General features: G+C 46.2%; 18 protein-coding genes and 1 other annotated feature. Of the genes, 17 read left to right on the forward strand and 1 reads right to left on the reverse strand.

Going from position 1 to position 23,594, the window contains the following annotated elements:
* Complete coding sequence (gene ahbA, locus ACQCN2_RS02155) at window positions 1–1,059, forward strand: siroheme decarboxylase subunit alpha (RefSeq protein ID WP_426927238.1); 1,059 nt, start codon at window positions 1–3, stop codon at window positions 1,057–1,059.
* A 452-nt stretch (window positions 1,060–1,511) separates the two neighbouring features.
* Window positions 1,512–2,801: a glutamate-1-semialdehyde 2,1-aminomutase gene (gene hemL / locus ACQCN2_RS02160; RefSeq protein WP_426927239.1), complete on the forward strand. Its 1,290-nt coding sequence runs from the start codon at window positions 1,512–1,514 to the stop codon at window positions 2,799–2,801.
* Window positions 2,802–3,056: 255 nt separating this feature from the next.
* Here hemL and ACQCN2_RS02165 read toward each other — a convergent pair whose 3' ends face one another.
* Window positions 3,057–4,289, reverse strand: a complete 1,233-nt coding sequence (locus tag ACQCN2_RS02165) for an MDR family MFS transporter (protein ID WP_426927240.1) — start codon at window positions 4,287–4,289, stop codon at window positions 3,057–3,059.
* 240 nt (window positions 4,290–4,529) lie between these two features.
* On the opposite strand from ACQCN2_RS02165, the gene ACQCN2_RS02170 reads away from it, so the two are divergent.
* The 15 genes from ACQCN2_RS02170 to murC all read left to right on the forward strand — a co-directional run bounded on the left by ACQCN2_RS02170 (window position 4,530) and on the right by murC (window position 23,528).
* Window positions 4,530–4,967: an NUDIX hydrolase gene (locus ACQCN2_RS02170; RefSeq protein ID WP_426927241.1), complete on the forward strand. Its 438-nt coding sequence runs from the start codon at window positions 4,530–4,532 to the stop codon at window positions 4,965–4,967.
* A gap of 86 nt (window positions 4,968–5,053) precedes the next feature.
* The gene (locus tag ACQCN2_RS02175) at window positions 5,054–6,730 is read left to right on the forward strand and encodes a LysM peptidoglycan-binding domain-containing protein (protein WP_426927242.1); all 1,677 of its coding nucleotides are present in this window, start codon (window positions 5,054–5,056) and stop codon (window positions 6,728–6,730) included.
* Window positions 6,731–6,742: 12 nt separating this feature from the next.
* Entirely contained in the window at window positions 6,743–7,753 is a 1,011-nt protein-coding gene (locus ACQCN2_RS02180) for a phosphotransferase (protein ID WP_426927243.1), read from the forward strand.
* On the forward strand, window positions 7,740–8,735 hold the full coding sequence (locus ACQCN2_RS02185) for a phosphotransferase (protein WP_426927244.1): 996 nt from the start codon (window positions 7,740–7,742) through the stop codon (window positions 8,733–8,735). Before ACQCN2_RS02180 ends, ACQCN2_RS02185 begins: the two co-directional genes overlap by 14 nt.
* Window positions 8,736–9,301: 566 nt before the next feature.
* Window positions 9,302–10,663, forward strand: a complete 1,362-nt coding sequence (locus ACQCN2_RS02190; protein WP_426927245.1) for a cbb3-type cytochrome c oxidase subunit I — start codon at window positions 9,302–9,304, stop codon at window positions 10,661–10,663.
* Between the two features lie 27 nt (window positions 10,664–10,690).
* The gene (locus tag ACQCN2_RS02195) at window positions 10,691–11,179 is read left to right on the forward strand and encodes a cbb3-type cytochrome c oxidase subunit II (protein ID WP_426927246.1); all 489 of its coding nucleotides are present in this window, start codon (window positions 10,691–10,693) and stop codon (window positions 11,177–11,179) included.
* A 13-nt stretch (window positions 11,180–11,192) separates the two neighbouring features.
* Entirely contained in the window at window positions 11,193–11,582 is a 390-nt protein-coding gene (locus tag ACQCN2_RS02200; RefSeq protein WP_426927247.1) for a c-type cytochrome, read from the forward strand.
* A gap of 262 nt (window positions 11,583–11,844) precedes the next feature.
* The gene (locus tag ACQCN2_RS02205; RefSeq protein WP_426927248.1) at window positions 11,845–13,053 is read left to right on the forward strand and encodes an ABC transporter permease; all 1,209 of its coding nucleotides are present in this window, start codon (window positions 11,845–11,847) and stop codon (window positions 13,051–13,053) included.
* Window positions 13,054–13,056: 3 nt separating this feature from the next.
* Window positions 13,057–13,728: an ABC transporter ATP-binding protein gene (locus ACQCN2_RS02210; RefSeq protein WP_426927249.1), complete on the forward strand. Its 672-nt coding sequence runs from the start codon at window positions 13,057–13,059 to the stop codon at window positions 13,726–13,728.
* A gap of 167 nt (window positions 13,729–13,895) precedes the next feature.
* A complete protein-coding gene (locus tag ACQCN2_RS02215) occupies window positions 13,896–16,019 on the forward strand; it encodes a PP2C family protein-serine/threonine phosphatase (RefSeq protein ID WP_426927250.1) in 2,124 nt (707 codons plus the stop codon).
* Complete coding sequence (locus ACQCN2_RS02220) at window positions 16,006–17,232, forward strand: ATP-binding protein (RefSeq protein WP_426927251.1); 1,227 nt, start codon at window positions 16,006–16,008, stop codon at window positions 17,230–17,232. The genes ACQCN2_RS02215 and ACQCN2_RS02220 overlap by 14 nt, the downstream gene beginning before the upstream one ends.
* Before the next feature lie 126 nt (window positions 17,233–17,358).
* Entirely contained in the window at window positions 17,359–17,688 is a 330-nt protein-coding gene (locus ACQCN2_RS02225; protein ID WP_426927252.1) for an STAS domain-containing protein, read from the forward strand.
* A gap of 58 nt (window positions 17,689–17,746) precedes the next feature.
* Window positions 17,747–17,999, forward strand: a binding site (T-box leader).
* Between the two features lie 52 nt (window positions 18,000–18,051).
* A complete protein-coding gene (locus tag ACQCN2_RS02230; RefSeq protein WP_426927253.1) occupies window positions 18,052–20,721 on the forward strand; it encodes a valine--tRNA ligase in 2,670 nt (889 codons plus the stop codon).
* A gap of 49 nt (window positions 20,722–20,770) precedes the next feature.
* The gene (locus ACQCN2_RS02235) at window positions 20,771–22,123 is read left to right on the forward strand and encodes a bifunctional folylpolyglutamate synthase/dihydrofolate synthase (RefSeq protein ID WP_426927254.1); all 1,353 of its coding nucleotides are present in this window, start codon (window positions 20,771–20,773) and stop codon (window positions 22,121–22,123) included.
* Window positions 22,124–22,139: 16 nt separating this feature from the next.
* The gene (murC, locus tag ACQCN2_RS02240) at window positions 22,140–23,528 is read left to right on the forward strand and encodes a UDP-N-acetylmuramate--L-alanine ligase (protein WP_426927255.1); all 1,389 of its coding nucleotides are present in this window, start codon (window positions 22,140–22,142) and stop codon (window positions 23,526–23,528) included.
* Window positions 23,529–23,594: the final 66 nt, after the last annotated feature.

Consider the following 23,594-nt stretch of genomic DNA (forward strand, 5'->3'; position numbering starts at 1 on the left):
ATGGCGTCTATCGAACTTTTGGATGAATTGGATAAAGAAATACTCGACATTGTACAAAAAGAAATCCCACTGGTAGCTGAACCTTATAAAGCAATTGCTGAAGCGGTTGGCACTACCGAGGATGTGGTATTGGAGCGTCTAGCGAGCATGAAGGGTGATGCGATTCGCCAGATGTCCGCAATTTTTGATACCAAAGCGCTCGGGTATAAATCCAGCCTGGTAGCTGCCCGAATTGCTCCAGATCAATTGGATAAGATGGCCGTTGAGGTATTTAATCAACATCCGGGAATTACGCATAACTATAAACGCAATCATGAGTTCAATCTCTGGTTCACCATCGCGTTGCCGCCCAATAGTCGCTTTGGTTTGGAGAAATCAGTGGAGATTCTGGGTGAAATGGCTGGGGTGGAATCCATCCGCATTCTCCCAACTTTGAAGCTGTTTAAAATCGGCGTACAGCTCGATGTGAAAAATGAGAGCGATCACAATGCCAAAGCGAAGCCGAACTACACCGAAGAAATGCGTAATGCTGCGATTGAAGAAGGTGTAACCGAGCGGGATATTCAAGTAATTCTGGAGCTTCAAAAAGACCTACAAGTCGTTTCTCGTCCTTACGATGAGTTGGCTAAGAATGTCAACATGAGCACAGAGGAATTCTTGTCTCACGCAAATAAATTCGTGGAGAAAGGCCAAATGCGCCGTTTCTCTGCGGTACTCAATCATCGCAAAGCGGGCTTCCGCGCTAACGGCATGGGTGTTTGGGCTGTTCCGGAAGAGAAGGCTAATGAGATCGGTCTTCAAATGGGCTCTTTCCGAGCTGTTAGCCACTGCTACCTGCGCCCAACCTATCCAGACTGGAAATACAACATTTTTACCATGGTTCATGGACGCGACATGGAAGAGTGTGAAGCCATCCTGAATGCGATTCAAGAGGAAACAGGTATTACGGATCGGATCACGCTTTATTCCACCAAGGAATACAAGAAAACCCGTGTATCCTACTTCACCCCCGAGATTTACGAGTGGGAAGCAGAAACTGCCAAACGTTTAGGTTTGTAGCGGTTATACGAAATGCGCTTGTTTGTCTTCGCTCAAACAAGCGTTTTTTCGGTAATTCGATAAGAAATTATTAAATTTCTTATCGATCTAAATTGGTCGGCTGTGTAGCACAACTAAGGCTCTTTCGAGGCCAGTGACTTGGCATGCCAAGTTTCTTTGGTAATATCGAAAGTTTTAATTTCTTTACCACTGTAAAGTAATTGAAACTTATCCATTCGCGCAAGCCCATCAAGAAAAGATTTCGTCCGCTTGCAGTCTCCTTGGAAGTGAAGCCTAGCGAAGGAAAGGAGAAAGGGAAAAGAGTCGCCACCCAACCCCGAAGGGGCGCGAAGCGTTTGGCGACTCCCTTTCGGATTGAGAGAGCGGACTTTCCCACTTCATTGCGAACTTCCACAGAGCGAAAAGGGACGAAGTCTTTTCTTCTTCGACAATAAAACCAAGAGGTGAAAAACGTGAGTCGTCATTACGAAACTTCTGCCAAGTATTTTGAAGAAGCAAAACACTATATTCCTGGTGGTGTAAACAGCCCGGTTCGCGCTTTTAAAAGTGTTGGCGGCAACCCTGTATTCATCGAAAAAGGGGAAGGCTCCAAGATCACGGACGTAGACGGCAATACATATATTGATTACATTGGCTCATGGGGTCCCTTGATTCTTGGGCATGCACATCCTCGTATTATTCAAGCCATTCAAGAAACGGCTGTACTCGGAACCAGCTTTGGTGCCCCTACCAAACGGGAAACCGAGATGGCTCAACTAGTTTGTGAGATTGTACCATCTGTAGAAGTGGTGCGAATGGTGAATTCCGGTACGGAAGCAACCATGAGTGCCTTGCGTCTGGCGCGTGGCTATACCAAACGCAATAAAATCATGAAGTTTGAAGGCTGCTATCATGGACATGCGGACAGTTTGCTGATTAAAGCGGGATCAGGTGTTGCTACCTTGAGTCTGCCTGACAGCCCAGGGGTTCCAGAAGCAACGGCAATCCATACAATTACTGTTCCATATAACGATTTAGACAGTGTTCGTCTCGCTTTCGAGAAGTATGGGGACGATTTGGCAGCGGTCATTGTAGAGCCGGTTGCAGGTAACATGGGGGTTGTACCGCCAGCGGAAGGGTTCTTGGAAGGACTTCGCGAAATCACCCAGGCTCATGGCACATTGCTGATTTTAGATGAGGTAATGACAGGCTTCCGAGTTGCCCGCGGTGGAGCACAAGAGCTGTACGGAATCACGCCTGATCTGACCACCATGGGAAAAGTAATCGGTGGGGGGCTTCCAGTAGGTGCCTATGGCGGCAAGAGAGAGATCATGCAACATATCGCTCCGGCAGGTCCGATTTATCAAGCGGGGACATTGTCAGGAAATCCATTGGCTATGGCAGCCGGTATGGCGATGCTGCAAGAATTGGGACAGCCTGGTGTGTATGAGCAGCTGGAAGCGCGCTCCAAGCGACTTGCTGAGGGCTTGAAGGAAAATGCCGAGAAGTTGGGTATTCCACACACGATCAACCGTGTGGGCTCGATGGTCTGCTTATTCTTTACGGATACGCCAGTGGTGAACTATGAAACGGCCAAGTCAGCCGATTTGGAGCGCTTCTCGAAGTACTTCAGTTATCTGTTAGAAGAAGGAATCATGATTCCGCCTTCTCAATTTGAAGGGATGTTCGTTTCTTGTGTTCATACAGAGGAAGATATCGAACGTACGATTGAAGCAGCGTATCGCGCGATGAAGCGTTTGTAGATAAAATAGCAATTATAGTAAAAACGGCATCAAGACGATGAGTCTGATGCCGTTTTTATACTAAAATGGAAATGTTTAATTGCTCTACAGAGGTAAAGTGATTAAACATTTCTTCCATACGTGTAAGCCAGCCAAGAAAAGATTTCGTCCACTCGTCGCTCATTTTAAGCGAAACAAAGCGTAGTGAACGGAGCGGACAGCAAATGCTACACGCGAGCTTAAACAGAGCATAGAGGGACGAAGTCTTTTCTTAGTTTAATTGCTTACCGCGACATTATCTGAAGAAGTCTGAACGCGCTTCTTCTCGACAGAGTTTAAGATTCGATATTGGGCCATTCCGGATAGGAACAACAGAAGGCCAATACAGGAGAACATGACGGCTCCGCCAAATTTTGTCATCAACACGCCACCAAGCAACGGTCCAACCGCTTTGGAGATTTGCCAGCTCATGCCGAAGATAGAGAAATAACGTCCACGCATTTCGGATGGCGCGAGCAAAGAAACCGCTTTTTGGATGTGTGGGCCGTTCATCATTTCACCAATCGTAAAGAGGACTTCATTGACAATAAGCAGAGAAAGAACGGGCAGCCAGCCATAACCGTATGAGACAATGGCAAACAACAGATAGGATACAAGGATGACCTTGGCTGGATTTAGCTTCTCAGTTCGTTTGGCGATCCAGAGTTGCAGGAGAATTACGACAGCCCCGTTGATCGTCATCAGTGTGACAAGGACAGACTGGTAGTTGGCAAAATAGGTTTTTAGATGAAGCGGTAAGGTGGCTTCCGTTTGTGCGTACAAAAGACTGACCGGAATGGCAAAGAAAGTAATGAGGAAAAGAGTCTTATGATCCGCAATTCGAAACGGTTGCGATTGTCTAACCGCTGAATGTTCATGTTTTTCTTTGACTGGCATGGTTTCCGGCACCTTCCACCATACGACTAACGCATAAATGACAAACGCCACGGCGGAGATACCGAAGACGAATGAGGGGTCTTTAGTAAAGACAATAAAGCCGAGTAGAGGCCCAACCGCTGCTCCAACGTTAAGTGCTGTATGCAAAAGCGCAAAAATTTCAGCACGCTGCTCCTCCGGTATGATATCGGCGATTTGGGCATTCGCTGCAGGGTAGAACAAGGCCATACCAAGACCATTTAAGATCGTAAGCGCGGCAAATTCCCAGACGCTTTGCGCATACACGAATCCGGTCATGGAAAGGGCTTCAATGACCAAGGCAATCAACATCAGCGGTTTTCGTCCATAGCGGTCAGTCATTCCCCCACCCCATAAGCTGATCAAAATACCCATCAATGGCTGAAGTCCGACAATGACCATCGGGAGCAGGACGGACCCACCCAACTTGTCGTACAGGTACAGAACAAGAAAGGGACGAAGCATGAAGCCAGTCGTGGTGGTTAGCATGGTTCCAAAAACCCTCACCCAGATGGCAGTATCATAACGGAGTAGTAATTCTTTAAGCTTATTCATTTGAGCCCCCTTGTCTTTTTCTGAAAAACTGTGGTTTTACCTTAAAAACGATCACGACCGTTTTTTGGTGATAAAGAACAGCATAGGGCAAAAATGCCAATTGTCAAGATCTTATCGATCAAATTTTTCCTAAAATCAGAAAATATTCAATCGACTTGTCTATCCTTCGATCCTGTTGATATAATGAAATGTAAAACGAATGTATGTTCGTAGTCTATCATATACAAAGGTGGTAAAAAAATGCAACAGAGATTTACAATGCCTGTAGCCGTTCATTTGTTTCTCATCCAAGATTCTCATATTCTGCTCCTTCGCCGGTTCAACACAGGCTATGAAGATGGGAACTACAGTGTAGTCGCCGGTCATCTAGACGGGAATGAAGAGGTTAAGGCGGCAGCGATCCGAGAGGCGTATGAAGAAGCAGGCATTCAACTAAACGCGGAAGATATTGAGGTGGTTGGCCTAATGCATCGCAAATCATCTGATGAGAGAATAGACTTTTTTGTGATGGCTAGCAAATGGCGTGGAGAGATTATCAATCGGGAACCCAACAAATGCGATGATTTGTCCTGGTTTCCTCTTCATGCATTGCCCGTTAACACCATACCGTATGTAAGACAGGCCATCGAGAACTACACGAACAGCGGCAAATGGTTTGACAGCTTCGGGTGGAAGTAGGCACCACGTGGATTTTTCAGGTCTATATTCTTCTTTCTGTCCATATAGTGTAGGGAAATGTCTTGCACTTGAAAGGAGGAGCACACGTGTCATTACAAGATGATTTGCTTTCATTTCAGATTAAGGAGACAATTTTCCTCTCATCGGATAAAGCGAATATAGGCGAAATGAAAGAGTTAGCGCTTGTTCCCGATGTGGAAATTCTGGAAAACAGTAATGAGATATCCATCACGGGTTGCTTGCACCTGCATGGACGCTACGAACCGATAAGGGAGCCCCAAGTAAGTGAGGCGGGCGGAACGGACTCCTTATTGGAAGCGATGAAGTTTACCCCTTTTCATCTGCAGGATGAGGAAGCGAAACACCACTTGTACGCTCAGGATGCGGAACTGGTTCATCGGATACCGCTCAATGTCTCCATTCCCCTCTCCCGGATTTCGGAGTTAAGCGAAATTTATGCGATTGTGGACAGCTTTGATTACGAAGTGAAAACGCCGCATCAATTACAAATCCAGGCCGATCTTAAAATCTCCGGAATTCATCTCAAAAATATGGAGAGAGCACAGCCTGCCGAGGATGTTGCTCCTGCCGGGGGAGTTGAAGAAGAATCCTGGGAGTTTGTCCATATTTCGAACAATCTTCAAGAAGGCGATCAGCCGGCTAGCCTCGAGGAGATCGAGCGGAAACTCGGAGAGCTGGAGCGCGAAGTGGAAGCAAGGGAACAGCAGTATCAAATGTTTGAACAGCCGCTTGTCCCGCAATCGCCCTACGAATTCCAAGCTTATAATTCAGGACAATACGCACCCTACTCACAATCGCCATTCACTCCAACGCCCTTAACGTATAACGAGGAATCATACTCCCCCAAACAGTTAAGTCCTTCTCCCTATGAAGGCGATCAAGTTCAATCTCAGGAACAATGGCAATCTCAGGAACAATGGCAATCTCAGGAACAATGGCAAAATCAGTACCAATGGAGCTATCACCAAAATCCCCCATCATTTGCCCAACACCAGTACGACCAACAAGGAACAGCTTACCAAGAGGTGAATGCGGATTACCCATATCAAACGGTTGAAGCGGTTCAAACGGGTGCCGAAAACAACGTTCTGGCTGAAGACCATGAAGAAGCCCATGAGGAACCTGATGTGTCTACGCAGGCAGTACCCGAGCATATTGAAGCACAATATTCCTCACAGGACAATTTAATCGATTTTCAACAGGCCTACGATGAACGCCAAGCGGAGCAGGAGGAGCACCAGGAGCACCAGACGTTCGATGACGCGCAGGAATTGGCATCGGAAATGGAAACTGCTGAGGTAGCGAAAATAGAAGCGCTAGCCGAACCGCTTGAGCAAACAACCGCCCAAGCAGAAATGAAAGAGATGAAGGTGGCGATCAGTTCCAAGCCATCGACAGATAAAGAAACGGGAGTCAGTATCAAATCCTTGATTACCCAAACAGATCGATCGAAGGCAGAACAAGCTGTTGAAGAAAGACAACGCGAGTCTTTAGGCGCCCAAGGCCGGTATGTAAACGAATCAGTCCAGTCAGCAGCCTCAGAGTTAAAAAGCGGCTTAAGTTCGTTTGTACGGGAGAACGATCAACAATTTAGTCGATTAAAAATGTGTATTATCCAAAAAGAAGAGACCATTCAGGTGATTGCTGATCGATATGCGCTGCCTGTTTCGCGATTGTTAGAAGTGAATCGATTATCCACGGATCGAATCGCTGCAGGGCAAGTGCTTTATATTCCCCAGTAAGGGGTGAGCGGGTTGAACCAGCAACGTGCAGACTTTCGACAGATATGCGGGCGCTACAAAGCGCGCGTTTTCCAAATTAAACCTGTTCATGACTACTACCTTGTGGAAACCAATCGGGGAACCAAGGAATTAAGAGAATGGCCGCGTGTCGATGTGATGCGCTGGTCATTTGCTTGGCGTGAACAGCTTGCCAGACAAGGGTTTCGGGATGTTGAGCGGTTTCTTCGCACAAGAGACGCCAAGGCATATGTTGTAGCTGGTCGGAAAGGGTACACGTTAACCGATCATTTGCATAAACAGCAGGAGTTTAGTCCAGTCGAGGGGCAGCTTGTGGAGTGCGGGACAATCGTGGCCAGGATGCATCAAGCTCAACTGTCGCAGAGATTTCCTGTTGCTATTGAACTGTTTCAAAAGGAAATGGCGTTGTTTTCGCTAGAGGAAAACCGGGCCTACGAACACCTCCAAGTTCTGCACAATCAATACGAAGAATTGACAGACGGTGAAAAATGGGTATTCTGTCAATTTAATCCTCTTCTTGAGCGAATGAGAAAAAGCCTAGAGCTTTTGGAAGGCGCAGTCTCTGACGAATCGCTGCTGGCTGTCTCCCATCGCAGTCTGAAGCCCGATAATTTTTGTTTAATAGATGGCGGCAGACTCTTTTTGAAAGGATTTTACCGACCAGTCTTGTCCATCCAACATCGGGATACAGCCGATTTCATCAAACAGATTTTTCTGACAACAGGAAGTCTGGATGCAGTGGAAGAGGTATTGAATGGTTACGAGAAGCAGAAGGAGATCAAGTATCAAGATTATGTGCTGCTGCTTTCCTTTATTCTCTTCCCGGGAGATTCCTGGAAAAAGATCGAACAATTCTTTTCGTTGCCAACAGAGATGAGAACAGACGAGGCCGTTTTGCAGATAAAGAATTCCCTGCAGGAACAGCAAGCTCTTGATCGTCTGCTTCAGCATATCGCGGTACGTGCAGAATGTTTGGGAAGAGGCCAAGTATATGAGCCGATTTGACGGAATCTATCCCATTCTTCCCGAATATGATATGTTCGCCCAGTCCATTGAGATAGTGAAGGAACCCAATGTGTATAAAATCAACACTCCATATGGAGCCTTTGCCTGCAAAAAAACCGAGGCGCCGCAAGGGAGACTAAGGTTTGTGACAGGGATACTGCGCCACTTGCAGCATCGCGGTTGGGATGGAGCTGTGCCGGTTCTATACACCAAATACGATGAACCCTGTGTCAAACATGGGGAGTCATCGTATTATCTGACACCTTGGCTATCGGCTAATCCGTTCGATCAGGCAGGATTGGTGAAGTGGGCGGGTTCTACTATTGAAAGACTAGGGGAGCTTCACCTTTATACACAGAACTATCGTTACGAGGATCCAAGGCAGGTAGAACCACTCATTGATTCACTCATTGGAAAATGGACCATGTGGGTGAATCTTATGGAGCAACAAAAGAAACACGCCGAATCTCTTACCTATCCATCTCCGTTCGATGTAGTCTTTTTGGCTAATTATTCTTATATCAAGGAAATGGCAAAGTCGGCGATAGAGTCGCTAAAAGTCTGGCAAGAAAAGCACCAGACCTATGCCCATTTCAGGCTCTCGCTCATTCATGGGTATCCTCATCCGTCGCATTCCTTAATGAACAGTCAGGGGAAAGCGAAGCTCGTTAATTTTGATCGGGCTGTATATGATACGCCAGTTCGAGATTTGACCATGTTCTATCGCAGCTTCTTTTATGCGATGGGAGATGAAGTGGCAGCATCGTCGCTTTATCATCAGTATGTGGATATTTTTCCGCTTCGTTCAGATGAAGTTGAGTTATTGGCTTCCTTTCTCCAGTATCCGGAAAGAATTATGCGAGATATTGAGATCTACTACACGGGATCCAAAAACTGGAATGAGCTTACCGCGGTCAGAAGGCTGGAAAAGGATTTAGATCGTTTTATTCGCTTGAGCCGCTGGACACAACGGGCTTTTTAACGGAGGCACCTTTCAAGTAAAGGGGCCTTTTTTTCGTGGAAAAGTATGAGTGTATGGTTAAAGATTCTCGATGGGGTTTATATCCAGTCAAGTGTAATCGCCACGAAACAAAGAGCAAGCAATCCGAGGAGAAATATATCAAAGGATGCCGGAAGAAGGATGGCTCGGATAAATTGAAAAATGATTAACGGCAAGAGAATATTCTTACAGTTACATTTGATTCTGATGTAAGTGGGGTTGTACCTCCAACGATGTCGCATTCTGTATCACCTCTTGCTAGAATATGCCGAAAAATAGTGGGAGGTGATTCACAATTTTAATAAGATTATACATAATCGTCACATTTCATACATAGTCTGGGAGTTGATTTTTCCATGAACTCCCTTTATTCTGAGTTTGTGGTATGTGAAAAAAATCACAAACAAACAAATGCAGTGTGCCAAACATAAAAAACATGCCAATAGTGTTAAGGGTGTTTGGTTTGTTAAGGAGGGATGAACGACAAAATTCGACATGAAGATTTGCATTATTCCGTTTTTACAAACAATCAAAGGAGGGATTTGTTTATGTTCAGCAAAGCACCTGATAGTGCAGTGAAGCACTTCTGGTACTCCTCAGTTGTATGGCTGCTGATCTCGATGCTTGTAGGATTAATCGTAGCTATGAAGCAAAGTTTCCCTGATTTTATGGGTGGCGTTAGTTTCCTTAGTTACGGTCATCTTAAACCAATTCATACCAATGGCGTGCTATTTGCATGGTTGACCACCAATTTTATCGGTGGGATGTACTACATGATCCCACGCTTGTGCCGCGTTCCGCTTTATAGCGAGAAGCTTGGCCATATCACTGGTATCCTCTGGAATATTGTTATTGTTCTCGCTGTTGTTACCCTGGCTATGGGGATAACATCTGGTGTAGAGTATGCCGAATTAATTCTTCCAATTGATATTTTAGTTGCAGTTACGGTTATTCTGGTAGCTTTTAATGTTTTTGCAACGATTAATCGTCGTCAGGAAAAACAGTTGTATGTATCCATTTGGTATACAGTAGGTTCTCTTGTTTGGTTACCGCTCTTATACATCGTAGGAAATATCCCATCTCAATATATTGGTGGAGCTGCTCAAGCCAACATGAACTGGTTCTACGGCCATAATGCGCTTGGTCTTTGGTTCACGACTCTCGGTATTGCCCAAATCTATTATCTCTTGCCTAAATTGACTGGCAGACCGCTGTATAGCCACAAGCTTTCACTTATCGGCTTCTGGACAATTGCCACGTTCTACGTATGGAACGGTCCTCACCACTTGGTTAACGGTCCGATCCCTACCTGGCTGATGAAAGCTGGTATTATTCCTTCCCTTCTGTTGATCATTCCAGTGTGGACAGTAGTTGCCAACATCTTCGGAACGTTAAAAGGTTCTTGGGGAAAGATGAAAAACGACATCGCTCTCAAATTTATTGCAACCGCTTCAATTTTCTATGTACTGACTTGTTTGCAAGGTCCATTCCAATCCTTGATGGCCGTAAGTGCGGTTGTTAAGTTCACGCAATGGGTAGTAGGTCACGCGCACATGGCGCCGTTCGCTACCTTCTCGTTCGTAGGTTTTGCGTTCATGTACTATGCGATTCCTCGCATGTCTGGTCGTCAATTGTACAGCAAGGCTATGTGCGAATGGCATTACTATTTGTCTGTAATCGGTTTCTTGACATTTGCGTTCTCATTATGGACAGCAGGTATCATGCAAGGATTCGATTGGATCGCAGGCGTACCATTCATTGACACTGTTCGTGAAGTGAAATCACTCCTTCTCGTTCGTATTGTTGGCGGTACAATGATGATTCTTGGACAGTTCTTCTTTGCAGCAAATCTCTGGTTAACTGTGAAAAAAGGTCAACCAGTTTCCAAATCTAATACGGTGGCAGCCTAATCGGGTTGTCGGCTAGGAGGAAAGATCATGGAACACAGTGCTCTGCGCATCTTTCTTGCGTCCCTCTTCCTTTTCATCGTAGGCGTATTTGCCACCATTATCCTGCCGTTCTTCGATGATGCGATGGTAAAACCTACGGCTAACGCGGAGGCACGCGCATATGCGCCAGATTCTCCTGAAGCAAAAGGGCGTCAAATTTATATTCGTGAAGGTTGCAACACCTGTCATACACAAGTCGTTCGTTCTGTTGCGGCTGATTTGAATCAACCACTTGGTCCAGTAACTGTGCCAGGGGACTACATTAATGACAAACCACACTTGTTCGGTTCTAACCGTACAGGCCCAGACTTGATGTGGGTAGGTATGCGGACAAGTGCAGAATGGAACAAAAAGCATTTGCGTGATCCACAAGGAATGGTTCCAGGTTCGATCATGCCGAAATACACGTATTTGTCTGAAGAAGACGTTGATAGCTTGGTAGCATATCTGATGAGCCTTAAACCGGCAAAACAATAAGGAGGAGAGCGACATGAGTAACCATGACCACGATCAAGCAGCTGGCCATGCACCGATTCCTAAATTTCTAATTGTTGTCTACGTGGCTCTCGCGGTTTGGGCTGTGTCATATGCTTTTCTAGCAGAACGAATTGATGACACCAAAACAGTAGCAGGAGCTGCGGTTAAAGTGGACGCGGAATCAGGCAAAAAAGTGATGAGTCAACAGTGTACGGCTTGTCACGGTCAAGACTTTAAAGGCGGAATGGGTCCAAATCTTCACGGTGTAATAGGTAAACTGGGCGGAGAAGATAAGGTAATGGAGGTCATTACCAAGGGCCGCAATGCGATGCCTTCTTTTGAAGCCAACCTAACGGAAGATCAACGTAAAGCCGTCGTTGAGTTCTTAAAAACTTTACAATAAGCGGATCATCTGCCAGCCAGGGATTCGTATGGGTGAATCAAAAGTACATCTTCATTCCAGAAGATGTACTTTCTGTCTCATATTGGCTAGAATAAGGAAAACATCAGTGAAATTGGAGATGAGACTGTGCTTAGTACTCCTGAAGCAATTTATCACATTTTGTGGTTTCTATGTTTGGCGGGATTAGGGATTTGGATTTTGCGTATTCTCATGCGTCGTTACTAGAAAATAGCCGTTCATTGTACTGGTGGAGGACAAACACATGCAAAAGGTTACAACGGTTGCTTGGCGCAACTTAAAGAGAAAACCCGCTCGAACCGTGCTTCTTGCGGGTAGTGCTGCAATGACGGCATTTTTGTTGTTCGCTAGCTATTTTTTTCTGTATTCGATGGAACAAAGCGTGACAGCTTCCAGTGCAAGACTTGGAGCAGATTTGTTGGTTGTGCCAGATGGCTTCGGCTCACAAGCCGGCGAGATGATGATTTCTGGTAACCCTACGAAATTTTACATGAAAGATGATATCATACCAAAGATTGAACAATTGCCTGAGGTGGAACAAGTAGCTCCGCAACTCTATTTGGAAACGGTCAAAACCGTCTGCTGTCGAGTAGAAGGGGACTTCCCGATTGTTGCGTTTGATCCAACTAAAGATTTTACTTTGAAAGCCTGGATGGCTTCTAACCGTGAATTTAAGCCGTACGACCTGTTAATTGGTTCCAACGCGGGAGGCAAGAACTTTATCTATCATTTGGACTATCAAGCGGTTCAAGAAAAAGTTGTCTTGTTTAATGAGACATTTCTCGTCCAGAACGTGTTGTTTCCAACAGGAATGGGAACGGATCATACGATATTTATGAACCTGGCTACAGCGAGAGAGATAGCCAGCAAACAAAAAAGCGAGTTGAATGTGGGACCACATGACATCTCCGTGTTATTGATTAAAACCAAGCCGAATACGGAAGAGTTTGTCAAACGCCAAATTGAGAGAATGAATCTTCCGATAGATGTCGTCAAAGGAAGCGGACTTAGAGAAGCGTTAACCAATCAGTTGTTTCCTGTCAAATTCTTAAGCTATACCATGATTGTCCTGATGATTATCATGAGCGCGATGCAGGTAGCCACGATGTTTTCCGCAATTATCAGTGAGCGCCGCAAAGAGATTGGGATGATTCGTGCCATGGGCGCTACGAAAGGGACGACCTACAAGCTGCTTCTCTGGGAAGCGGGACTTGCCTCCATGATCGGAGGAGTGGTCGGATCGGTTTTGAGCGCCGCTATGCTGTACGATAATCGAGCGTTAATCCTTCAGCTGGTGAAGCTGCCGCTCTTGTTTCCCAATGTATCTTCCGGAGTTGGGATCGGGTTGATCGTGAGTGCCGTAACGGTGCTCATCGCCATCTGCGCAGCCTATTTCCCGGTGCGCAGCGCTCTTAAAGTAGAGCCCTATGAAGCGATTCGTGAAGGAGAGTAACCGATGATCAGAATGGAAGGGATCAACAAGAAATATCAGATTGCCCATGATCAATACGTCTCGGCTCTGGAGGACATTCATGTCACGATCGAGCGCGGCGAGTTTGTGTCGGTTGTGGGGCCTTCTGGCAGCGGCAAATCCACATTTTTAGCGATTGCCGGGCTGCTGGATCGATCAACGTCAGGAGAGCTGTGGTTGGATGGAATGGCGATTGCGAATACCTCGGACAAGGAGCGAACTCGATTTCGAGCCGAGAAGTGCGGGTTCATCTATCAATTCCCGAGTCTGGTTCCTACCTTGACCGCGTGGGAGAATATCATTTTGCCAAAGACGGTACAAGGCAATTATTCCAAAGAAGACCATAAACGAGTAAATGAACTGATGGAAAGGATTGGGCTAAACGATAAAAAAGATCACCTTCCCTTTCAGCTAAGTGGAGGGGAACAGCGTCGAATTGCTCTTGCCCGAGCGTTGATTAATCATCCGCAAGTGTTATTGGCTGACGAACCTACTGGTGCTCTCGATCAAGAGAACGCCGATATGATCATGGAGCTGTTCCGTGATATCCACCGGGAGGGCTGCACGGTCGTCATGGTCACACACGACCTACAGCTGGCTTCAAGGACCCAACGAATGATTCACATTCATCAAGGAAAGATACTCACCAAATCGTAGAGAAAACAGCCAAATCCCGCCGAGTGCGGGGTTTTTTCGGTGATTGGCTCGACATGTCACAAATTTTAGAATATGATTCCAATGAAAATGATCGGACAGGCTAAACCGCAAATTCTGTGGTTTTGTTTAACGAGAGTCATTTAAGGGAATGTAAGCTGAAGAGTTTCTTGCTGCTCGAATGGGGTGATCCGGTGGTTTGGTACACGATCGTTTATATTATCGCGCTAATTTTTTCACTCTATTTCCTCTTGTCTTCGCGCCACTTGGTTACGTCCAAACGATGGTATGATTTTTCATTTATTTTAGGGAATGCCTTCCTGCTCTGGGGTTTGAGCCATATACTTGATTTGCACCCTGACTTTTGGTATCAGTTGACTTCTCACTTCGCTACCTATGGTTACTATGTGTTTTTGCTGCTGGCATTTAGGTCGTTTCCTTTACCGCCGCACATTTACTACGATCGTTGGAAAAACAATCTGGATATAGCAGTGATTACTGTGCTGCATGTATTCATTTTTCTAGCGGTTTATTGGAATCCGCAGCTGGACGAACGGCTTGACTGGATTCTTCATTTTCAGACAGGTATGTATATTCTAGGCACGTGCTTTACGGTTTTGCGGGCAAGCTGGAATATTGGACGATATCAACCGAATAATCTGCTTCTCATTGGTTGTATGCTGTTTATGCTGATCGATGCGGTAGGTACGAAACTGCCGCCAGTGCTCATGTTTAGCTTGACCTTGTGTACGTTTGCCATGATTCTTATCAGCCATAATCGAATGAGAACCATGTGCGAGAAGGTAATCCTTGCCGATGACAGTCGATATCTCTACCAGAGATTCACTTTTATCCTTCGTGACGAGCGAGTTCATTGGTTGTATTTATTTGGCATATTGATCGTGTTTCTTGAAAAGGAAGAATATTGCCTCCTATATTTGGTCGGGATGATGGCGTTTGGGGGGTTAATTCTTATTCGCTGTTTGATTACAAGACGTCAAAACAGACATATTCTTTCCGATCTCCTTGCGATTTCGTCAAATCTGGAAAATCACTTTGCGCAGAATCTTGAACAGCTCCAAAGTCAAAACACGGCGTTAACCAATCTACTCGACGTCAAACAACGATATGAGAAGGTCTTGCAATTAAGCAATGAACAGAATGTCCAGCAAATTAACTACGACAATATCTATCAGCTGATTGAAGAATATGTCCACGTCTGGTACTCCATTATGGTCGGGTTTAACTATGTTCGACTTACTTTTGAATCCGCGGATCATGAGGTGTATTATGATACCTCTCAGGGGAAACGCGGGATAGGAAATCACAATTTTATCGTAGAGCGGCTAATTGTTGATGAGAAGGGAGACTCTCACCGTAATCCCCGATATGTCATGGTTGAGGTAGAAGTAGAAGGGGGAATCGTCGAGGGGCAACGAATTTTTGTTCAGCAACTGGCTGTTCATGTCAGGAGGCTGTTCCAGCGTTGTATCCAGACGCAGCAGTCGCTTGAGCTTCGTCTGATGGAGCAGGAGATGGCGATAGCCTCTCGTATTCAGTCCTCACTCATCCCTATGGAACGACTGCGCACGGGAATGGTTCAAGCCAAAGCCGTTTATCTTCCAATGGATTACGTGGGAGGAGATTACGTCGACTTTGTCAAGGTGAATGAACGGTTCAGCTGTTTTTTAATCGCTGATATTTCGGGACACGGGGTGCCTGCCAGCCTGTTAACCACAGGGATCCGGATTTTATTTCGGGCTGTTCTTCAGACAACCCATTCCCCATCAGCTATATTGACACGACTGAATCGTCTTCTCTATGAAGATTTGTCTGCCGCCAGGTCCTATGTCACTATGTTCGTTGTGGTAATCGATCAGGTGGATCAGGTGCTGCGAGTGAGCAGGGCCGGGCATCCTTGTCCACTTTATGTATCTCCAACCAAACAGTTGACTTTGCCCTGTAAACGTGGAATGGGTCTGGGGCTTATGGAAGACGCCATCTTCGAGGAGGAAGAAGTATCCATTGAGGAAGAGTTTCTGTTACTTTTATACACGGATGGTTTAACCGATTTGTATCGGAAGCGAGGCGTAAGCGGGATCGACGAATGGTTTAAAAAAATACAACAAACCGCTGAGCTGAATCAAGCACAGGATCGCATCTCTGCGGTTGAACAACTGATCTTCGAGGAGACGAAGCAGAGTGAACAAACGGATGATATTACAGTTCTAATTATCGAGATGAAAGATCAATTCTTTGGACAAAAAGGAGGAGACTTGCTTGAAACCATGTGAGCGATGTCCGTCCGATCCAAACTGCACCAATTGCCTAGATCAGCTAGGAACAGGCAGTACGGCTAAAAAAGTGATACCTCCACGTAGCGTTAACCTGATTCATCTGAATACACGGAAGTCAGTTCAAGCCGAGTTGTGCGCTGTCAGTCGTCTTTCCATTGGAATTATCATGGACGAACCTCTTGCGCAAGGACGCTATGAAGTGGAGCTGGCTGCTGATTTTCGGATTATCGTCAGTACAGCAGGAGGTTTGTGCGATGCTACATTTCATGTACTTGATATTGAAAAAGTCCTGCGGAAGGATACGTATTCCGCACGTTTAAAACTGGAAGAGTTCCAGTCCTGGCATCTTTCATCCGAATTGGAGCCGGGCAGTGTCATGCCCAATGACACAACCTCTGAACAGCAATTGTTAATGAAACAAGAATTGGAAAAGCTTACGATCATTCATCAAATGCAGGAAATGTATATGTTAATGTATGAAGCCGGCAAACTGCGCCACTTGAATGAGTTTGTGCTTGGAGAAGTGGAGGAGGTTGAACTAAGACGGCTAATTCAATTGGTCCTCACAAGTGGAAAACCCCTCCGAGAGCAATTATATGCCCCTAGCACCAAGCAGATTTATGATGTCCATATCCTTCCGCTGGGAACTGAAGTGTGTGGAATCGGAATGATTAACCTTACCGGCGTGATTGCGAAGGAACATGAACGCAAGCGACAGGAATGGGATTCTTACAAGGTCCTCTTGCAGCTGTTTACCAATGGAAAGCTTGAACTTATTCAAGATTTTGAACTGTATGGACTTCTACTGAACAGTGAAAAGCTGTATGCACAGTCGATAACCACTGTGTATGATTTAAAGCGGATAAGAGATGAACTGTGCAAAATTCTTGAACCCTGTGGCCTAAGCAGAACCCAGATTCTGCGCTATACCGTGGCGGTCAACGAAGCCGCGTCTAATTGCCTAAGTCATTGTAAGGGTGGACAAATCGACTATTATCTTGCCAAAGAAACGGGGATATGCCGGATAGTCATCTGTGATCATGGCCAAGGAATTGTGCTTTACGAGCTTCCCAAGGCAGCTTTAATTCAAGGATATTCCACACGGGATTCATTAGGCAGAGGATTTCATGCCATGCTTACTTTTGCGGATAAAGTGCTCATTAACAGTTCCTCGGAAGGGACCAAAATTGTTCTCGAGATCCAAACGTAAAATAGGGTGAAATAAACATTAGTTATTTTGATAAAAAAATGTTTTATAGTAGATTTGAGCGGGAATGTATTAGGTAAGTACTCAGTGACCGCAAACTTTCACCAGATAGAAAGGAGAACGTTAACAATGGACTACCAGGTAATTGAAGCGCAACAGAATGCCACGATTTTTCTCTCTGGTGAATTGGATATGTTAGTCGGTGAAAAGATTGGCCGTTTGATCCGAGAGGTAGGAGAACGTAACGATACACTTTCGCTTGATTTCCGTCAGGTTACCTTCGTGGATTCGGCGGGGATTGGAAGTCTTTTTTTCACGACAAAAGATTTGCTCAGTTTGGGGAAACAAGTAGAGATTGTGAATATACTGGAAGAAATTCTTGATATACTGCGTGTATTGGGATTCACTGACGCATTGGGCGTTGAAATTAAATCACTTGACAACAGCCCGGGAATTTGACTTTCCAGCGTTTTCTTCGCTATAATGGACAACAGGTATTCTACACAACGTTCATAAATTACCGACGATGAATGGGAAGAGTAAATGTTATACGCCTTATCAGAGAGGGAGAATCAGTCGCTGCGAGATTCTCTAAGGTGGAGACGTTGAAGGTCGCCCAGGAGTTATTCCGTTGAATGAAGTAGGCGGAATCGGCACAAGCCGTTATCTTGTTGGAGTGAGTGTGAGGAACTTACGCCTGGTGGTCAGGCGAGTTTTCTTCAGACTAACAAAGGTGGTACCGCGAAAAATAAGCCCTTTTCGTCCTTTGGATGAGAAGGGTTTTTTTATTTATTTTCATGTTGCCAAGGAGGCCAGAGGATTATGTCGACAGATTCGACCAACAAGTTGGAGAACCAATTACCGAAAAACTACGATCCAAAAGCTGCAGAAAGCAAGTGGTACCCGTACTGGATCGAAAACAATTTCTTCAAAGCGGAACGTGATCCTGAGAAGAAGCCTTTTACGATTGTGATTCCACCTCCGAACGTAACGGGTAAGCTTCACTTGGGTCACGCGCTGGATACGACCCTGCAGGACATCATTACCCGCGCCAAAAGAATGCAAGGCTACAGCACCTTATTCTTGCCTGGTATGGACCATGCCGGTATCGCCACACAAGCTCGTGTAGAAGCTAACCTGCGTCAAGAGGGAATCTCCCGCCACGACTTGGGCCGTGACAAATTCATCGAGAAGGTATGGGAATGGAAGCACATCTACGCCCATCACATCCGTGAACAGTGGGAGAAGCTGGGGCTTGCGCTTGATTACTCTCGTGAGCGATTCACGATGGACGAAGGACTTTCACGCGCTGTTCGGGAAGTGTTTGTTCGTTTATATGAAAAAGGCTTGATCTACCGCGGCAACCGCATTATCAACTGGGACCCGGCAGCTCGTACGGCGCTCTCTGATATTGAAGTCATTTACAAAGAAGTGAAGGGTGCCCTCCATCACATGCGCTACCCGCTAAAAGACGGCAGTGGCTATATTGAAGTGGCAACCACCCGTCCTGAAACGATGCTGGGTGATACCGCAGTAGCTGTGCATCCGGAAGACGAGCGCTATAAGCATCTGGTAGGCAAAACGGTGATTCTCCCAATTGTTGGACGTGAGATCCCAATCGTTGCCGATGATTATGTGGATCCGGAATTCGGTTCTGGTGCGGTAAAAATCACGCCAGCACATGATCCAAACGACTTTGAGTTGGGACTTCGCCATAACCTGCCGCAAATTATTGTCATGGATGAGACAGGAACCATGAACGAGCAAGCAGCGGGATACAAAGGCTTGGATCGTTTCGATTGCCGCAAGCAGATCATCAAAGACCTGAGTGAACAAGGGGTTATGTTCAAAATTGAGGAACATATTCACCAGGTAGGTCACAGTGAACGAAGCGATGCGGTTGTTGAACCGTATCTTTCTACCCAGTGGTTTGTCAAAATGCAGCCGCTTGCTGACTCAGCCTTGGCTAGTGCAGCAAGTGAAGAAGGCGTAAAATTCGTGCCTGACCGCTTTAAGAATACCTATTTGCGCTGGATTGAAAACATTCGCGACTGGTGTATTTCCCGTCAGCTTTGGTGGGGTCATCGCATTCCAGCTTGGTACTGCCAAGACTGTCAGGAAGAGATTGTTTCTCGTGAGGACGTAACGGAATGTCCATCCTGCAAGAGCCATCGCTTGGAACAAGAAAATGACGTATTGGATACGTGGTTCAGCTCCGCACTCTGGCCGTTCTCGACTTTGGGCTGGCCTGATGAGACAGAGGATATGAAATATTTCTACCCAACCAATGTGTTGGTTACCGGTTACGACATTATCTTCTTCTGGGTTGCTCGCATGATCTTCAGCGGCTTGGAGTTCACGAACCAAATTCCGTTCGAGAATGTCTTGATTCACGGAATTATTCGCGACTCGGAAGGACGTAAAATGTCCAAGTCTCTGGGCAATGGCGTCGATCCAATGGAAGTCATTGAGAAGTATGGAGCGGATGCTCTTCGCTATACATTAGCGACGGGTAACTCTCCAGGAAACGACCAGCGTTTCTACTGGGAGAAAGTTGAAGCTAACCGCAACTTCGCTAACAAGATTTGGAACGCGTCTCGCTTCGCCCTCATGAACCTGGAAGGCTTCACGTATGACGATATCGATCTCAGCGGTGAATTATCTGCTCCTGACAAATGGATTCTCTCTCGCTTGCAGGCAACCATTGCGGACGTGACCCGCTTGATGGATCAGTTCGAATTCGGTGAAACAGGCCGCATTCTCTACAACTTCATCTGGGATGATCTGTGTGACTGGTACATCGAAATGGCGAAGCTTCCGTTGTACGGAGAAGACGCCAAAGCGAAGAAGACCACACAATCTGTTCTCGTAACCGTCTTAGATCAAACGCTTCGTCTATTACATCCGTTCATGCCGTTCATTACAGAAGAAATCTGGCAGGCGTTGCCGCATAAAGGCCAAAGCATTACCGTAGCAAGCTGGCCGACTGTTCATCAGGCATGGGTAAACACAGAATCGGAAGCAGAGATGGCGCTGTTGATGGAGATTATCCGAAGCGTTCGTAACATTCGCGCTGAAGTGAATGTGCCGATGTCCAAGAAGATCGAACTTCTGATCAAAGCGAGCGACGCGACTTCCTTGGAGCGTCTCACACGCGGCCAAGATTTAATCAGCCGTTTCTGCAACCCTGAGAACTTGGTCATCAGCGCGGATCTGGTAACACCAGATAAAGCGATGTCCGCCGTGATCACAGGGGCTGAACTCTTCCTGCCGCTGGCTGGTTTAATTGATATCGAGCAGGAATTGAAACGCTTGGAAAAAGAAGTGGAAACCTTGAACGGTGAAGTAGAGCGTATCGAGAAGAAGCTGAACAATCCAGGTTTCATGGCCAAAGCTCCTGAGAAAGTGGTTGAGGAAGAAAGAGCGAAAATGGCCGATTACATGGATAAACGAGAAAAAGTAGTCGCTCGTTTAGCAGAATTAAAAAATTAAGGCTCAAATATAGTGGGCAGGCATATTTCTGAGATTGGAGTCATACCGTATGAAGGCTGAAGATTTTCATTCCTATGAGGAAGCAATCGATTGGCTTCACAGTTTTCATAAATTTGGACAGAAACCAGGTCTGGAGCGGGTAGAGTGGCTCTTACAGGAGCTGGGTAATCCAGAGCGTAGGCTGGCATTTATCCACGTAGCAGGAACCAATGGAAAAGGTTCTACATGCGCCTATTTGACCCATATGTTAATGGAAGCAGGATATAGTGTCGGGACATTCACTTCTCCATATTTAGTCGATTTCCGTGAACGTATTTGCCACAATAAGGAGATGATTGCACCCGATCACCTTCTCCGACTCGTCAATCAGTTGAAGCAACTTGTGCAGCGTTGTGCGGATACTACAGAGTTCGGTTCTCCAACAGAGTTTGAGGTTATCACGGTACTGGCCATTCTCTATTTTGCCGAGGTAGTTCGCCCATCTGTTGTGGTGTGGGAAACAGGGCTTGGTGGACGCTTGGATTCAACCAATGTCGTCCACCCGCTGGTCTCTGTCATTACCAACGTCGGGTTGGATCACACCGATATTTTGGGTGATACGCATGAGCAGATTGCCTATGAAAAAGCCGGAATCATCAAATCAGGGGTTCCGGTTGTGATCGGCAAGCTTACCGATGAAGCGTTAAAAGTGGTCAAAGAGATAGCGGATCAGAAGAATGCGAATCTGTATCAAGCAGGGCATGAGTTTGACGTGTATGCGTCACAGGAGAGCGTTCAACTGGGAGAACAGCATTTTTCGTATCAAAGTGTTTTTCACAGAGACTCTCAAAGCTTTACAATTCGCATGAACGGCGAGCATCAATTACAAAATGCGGCAGTTGCACTCATGGTAACGGATCTACTTCGTGAGTATTATGCCTATCACCTGACGGATGAAGATATCAGCAGAGGGTTGGAGTCAACAACGTGGTCAGGAAGACTTGAAATGATTCAGATCAATCCTGCCATTCTTCTTGATGGAGCACATAATGCAGAAGGTATGCAAGCGTTGACTGCAAGTATTGCGAAACTCGTTCCTAAACCCAAGAAAATTCATGTACTGATCGCAGCACTCGTCGACAAACCACTCTCGAAGATGGCTTCAGAGTGGGCCAAAATTCCCGTTCAGCAGTATTACTTGACTACCTTTGATTTCCCACGGGCTGCATCCATTGAGTATCTTCAAGATGCTTGGCTCACAGGAGAATCAGGATCAGATCGGATCACAGTCATTCCTGATTGGCGTTCCTTCCTGCGTGAGTGGAGCAATCATTTACAAGAGCACGAAGACGATCTGTTAATCGTTTGCGGCTCATTGTATTTTATTGCTCAGGTTCGCGCGTTGTTTTCCGTATCTTCATAATAAAAGAGGCAGGTGAATGAAGGTGGAGAAATTCCATCACGTCCACTTTATTGGCATTGGCGGCTACGGAATGAGCGCGATTGCGCGAGTTCTCGTCGACCTTGGATATCACGTAACTGGTTCCGATGTAGCCATGAGTGAACTGGCGAAGAAACTAGAAGCTAAAGGTGCCGTTATTCAAATCGGACATGAGGCAGCACATATTGAAGGAGCGGACATCGTCGTCTACTCAACCAGCATTCCAGATGATAATCCGGAGCTTATCGCGTCACGAGCAAAAGGCATCCCGCTATTGCACAGATCGCAGATGCTTGCGCGTATTTTAAATGAACGTACCGGAGTAGCGGTAGCAGGCGCGCATGGCAAAACAACCACGACCTCCATGATCGCGCACGTTTTGGAAGAGTGCGGTGTTGACCCAACCTATATCATTGGCGGCGAGCTGATGAATGCAGGCACCAACGCCAAAGCGGGCAAGAGTGATTTTGTCGTTGCTGAAGCGGATGAGAGTGACGGCTCTTTCCTTGAATATCGTCCGTCCTATGCTATCGTTACCAATATTGAACCAGACCATCTGGAGCATTTTGGCGGAGATTTCGCCAATCTGAAAAAGGCCTATGTCGAATTCCTGGGTCATCTCAAATCAGATGGCAGCGCAATCGTGTGTGTAGACGATCAATATGTTCGTGAACTTTTGCCAAAAATTGAACGTAACCATATTGCCTATAGCATCGATCCAGCCTACCGTGATCAGGCAGATTATTACGCAACCGATATTGAGTGCAACGATCGTCAAACCAAGTGCAAGATCTGGCATAGTGATGAGCTGCTTGGTGAGTTGGTCTTAACCTTGCCAGGGAAGCATAACATCGCCAATGCGCTTGCTGCTATTATTATCAGTCTGCGCGCTGAACTTACGTTTGAACAGATTGCACAAGCGCTGGTAACCTTCCGTGGTGCCAAACGACGCTTCCAAATCATTGGAGAGGCGCGCGATATCCTCGTGGTAGACGACTACGCCCATCATCCGACGGAGATTATGGCGACACTCAACGGAGCCAAAGCGTCTGGACGTCGCGTCATTGCGATCTTCCAGCCGCAGCGTTACACGCGTACTTACTACCTAATGGAAGAGTTCAGCCGAGCTTTCGGAGACGCGGATGAGGTAATCATCACCGATATCTTCTCTCCGGCTGGTGAGAAACGGATCGAAGGCGTAAGTTCAAGCATCCTAGTGGATAAAATTCGCGTGAACAGCCATCCGCGAGCTAAGTACATCCCGACCAAAGAGGAAGTACAGGAGATTTTGGTCAAGGAAATTAAGCCAGGAGACCTAGTGCTGACAATGGGAGCGGGAGATATCTGGAAGTCGGCGTATTGGCTGGCTGAAAGATTGGAGAAGTAAGGTAAGAATCATCACGGACAGATAAAAAATCCCTCTCAGAATGCTTTCTGGAGGGATTTTTCTTCA

The sequence above is a fragment of the Brevibacillus ginsengisoli genome (genome assembly GCF_050113715.1).
GTDB lineage: Bacteria > Bacillota > Bacilli > Brevibacillales > Brevibacillaceae > Brevibacillus_H > Brevibacillus_H ginsengisoli.

What these genes read in the sequence shown, in the direction of transcription:
- ACQCN2_RS02230 (WP_426927253.1), top strand. Translation starts at nt 18,052, where the DNA reads ATGTCGACAGATTCGACCAACAAGTTGGAGAACCAATTACCGAAAAAC.
- ACQCN2_RS02200 (WP_426927247.1), top strand. Translation starts at nt 11,193, where the DNA reads ATGAGTAACCATGACCACGATCAAGCAGCTGGCCATGCACCGATTCCT.
- ACQCN2_RS02210 (WP_426927249.1), top strand. Translation starts at nt 13,057, where the DNA reads ATGATCAGAATGGAAGGGATCAACAAGAAATATCAGATTGCCCATGAT.
- ACQCN2_RS02185 (WP_426927244.1), top strand. Translation starts at nt 7,740, where the DNA reads ATGAGCCGATTTGACGGAATCTATCCCATTCTTCCCGAATATGATATG.
- murC (WP_426927255.1), top strand. Translation starts at nt 22,140, where the DNA reads ATGAAGGTGGAGAAATTCCATCACGTCCACTTTATTGGCATTGGCGGC.
- ahbA (WP_426927238.1), top strand. Translation starts at nt 1, where the DNA reads ATGGCGTCTATCGAACTTTTGGATGAATTGGATAAAGAAATACTCGAC.
- ACQCN2_RS02165 (WP_426927240.1), bottom strand. Translation starts at nt 4,289, where the DNA reads ATGAATAAGCTTAAAGAATTACTACTCCGTTATGATACTGCCATCTGG.
- ACQCN2_RS02225 (WP_426927252.1), top strand. Translation starts at nt 17,359, where the DNA reads ATGGACTACCAGGTAATTGAAGCGCAACAGAATGCCACGATTTTTCTC.
- ACQCN2_RS02190 (WP_426927245.1), top strand. Translation starts at nt 9,302, where the DNA reads ATGTTCAGCAAAGCACCTGATAGTGCAGTGAAGCACTTCTGGTACTCC.
- ACQCN2_RS02205 (WP_426927248.1), top strand. Translation starts at nt 11,845, where the DNA reads ATGCAAAAGGTTACAACGGTTGCTTGGCGCAACTTAAAGAGAAAACCC.
- ACQCN2_RS02195 (WP_426927246.1), top strand. Translation starts at nt 10,691, where the DNA reads ATGGAACACAGTGCTCTGCGCATCTTTCTTGCGTCCCTCTTCCTTTTC.
- ACQCN2_RS02235 (WP_426927254.1), top strand. Translation starts at nt 20,771, where the DNA reads ATGAAGGCTGAAGATTTTCATTCCTATGAGGAAGCAATCGATTGGCTT.
- ACQCN2_RS02170 (WP_426927241.1), top strand. Translation starts at nt 4,530, where the DNA reads ATGCAACAGAGATTTACAATGCCTGTAGCCGTTCATTTGTTTCTCATC.